The 1,094-nt window shown below is 44.8% G+C and carries 1 protein-coding gene; it reads left to right on the forward strand.

What is annotated here, in order from left to right; translation table 11 throughout:
* Window positions 1–126 precede the first annotated feature (126 nt).
* Window positions 127–1,029, forward strand: a complete 903-nt coding sequence (locus H7F08_RS15290; RefSeq protein WP_227487923.1) for a restriction endonuclease subunit S — start codon at window positions 127–129, stop codon at window positions 1,027–1,029.
* The last annotated feature ends 65 nt before the right edge of the window (window positions 1,030–1,094 follow it).

Raw genomic sequence — 1,094 nt, forward strand, 5'->3', positions numbered from 1 at the left:
GATTACAGATGAAGCTCTCTCCAGCCATTTTCTGGGACTTTGGCCCCATCTCTGCCAACCCCCTCATAAATCATTCACTCAGATGCTCATGCGTATGGTGGCGTAGCATGCGGCGACTTATTCCTCATGAAAATCGGTGAAACTTCAGATCTAGGTGATGTGACGCAATATGAGCAGCCGACCAAATATTTGGTGAGCTCAACAAATTACAGCGATGAATTTGATACGCCTGTTTTGACTGCAGGTAAAACCTTTGTTCTTGGTTATACTGATGAAGTTACCGGCATATATAAAGCATCTGAGAATCCTGTAATAATTTTCGATGATTTTACAACTGCAAATAAATGGGTGGATTTCGATTTCAAAGCAAAGTCCTCTGCCATGAAGATGATTTCATCAAGCGATGAAGATAAGTTTTTAATTAAATATATTTACTACTGGTTAAATACCTTGCCAAGCGAATTGGTAGATGGCGATCACAAGCGGCAGTGGATTGGAAACTATTCAAATAAAAAGATCCCCATCCCCTGCCCAGAAAATCCCAAAAAATCACTGGCCATTCAAGCCGAAATCGTGCGCATACTCGACACTTTCACCGAGCTGACCACCGAGCTGACCACCGAGCTGACCACCGAGCTTAACCTACGCAAAAAAAAATACAACTATTACCGCGACCAGTTGTTGAGTTTTGAAGATGGGGAAGTGGAGTGGAAGGCGTTGGGGGATATTGGTGAATTTATTCGCGGGAAGCGCTTTACTAAAGCTGACTACGTCGAAAATGGAATCAGTGTTATCCATTACGGTGAAATATACACACAGTATGGTGTTTTTACGACTTGTGCGCGTTCTCAAGTCAGAAAAAATATGGCTAAGGTTCTGCGCTATGCGGAACCTGGCGACGTAGTGATAACCGATGTTGGAGAGACCGTTGAGGATGTGGGTAAAGCCGTGGCATGGCTCGGAGATGAAAAAGGGCTCCTCGCTACTTGGAGTGGATACGAGGGTACGGTAGTCTTAGGGCATTGCTGATCTAGGGAAGGTTAATGATGGACGAAGACAAGCTGTTTACCTTGGCGTTGGGGTTGGTTCCGCCG

The sequence above is a fragment of the Acidithiobacillus sp. HP-11 genome (genome assembly GCF_015100075.1).
Classification (GTDB): domain Bacteria; phylum Pseudomonadota; class Gammaproteobacteria; order Acidithiobacillales; family Acidithiobacillaceae; genus Acidithiobacillus; species Acidithiobacillus thiooxidans.

What these genes read in the sequence shown, in the direction of transcription:
- H7F08_RS15290 (WP_227487923.1), top strand. Translation starts at nt 127, where the DNA reads ATGAAAATCGGTGAAACTTCAGATCTAGGTGATGTGACGCAATATGAG.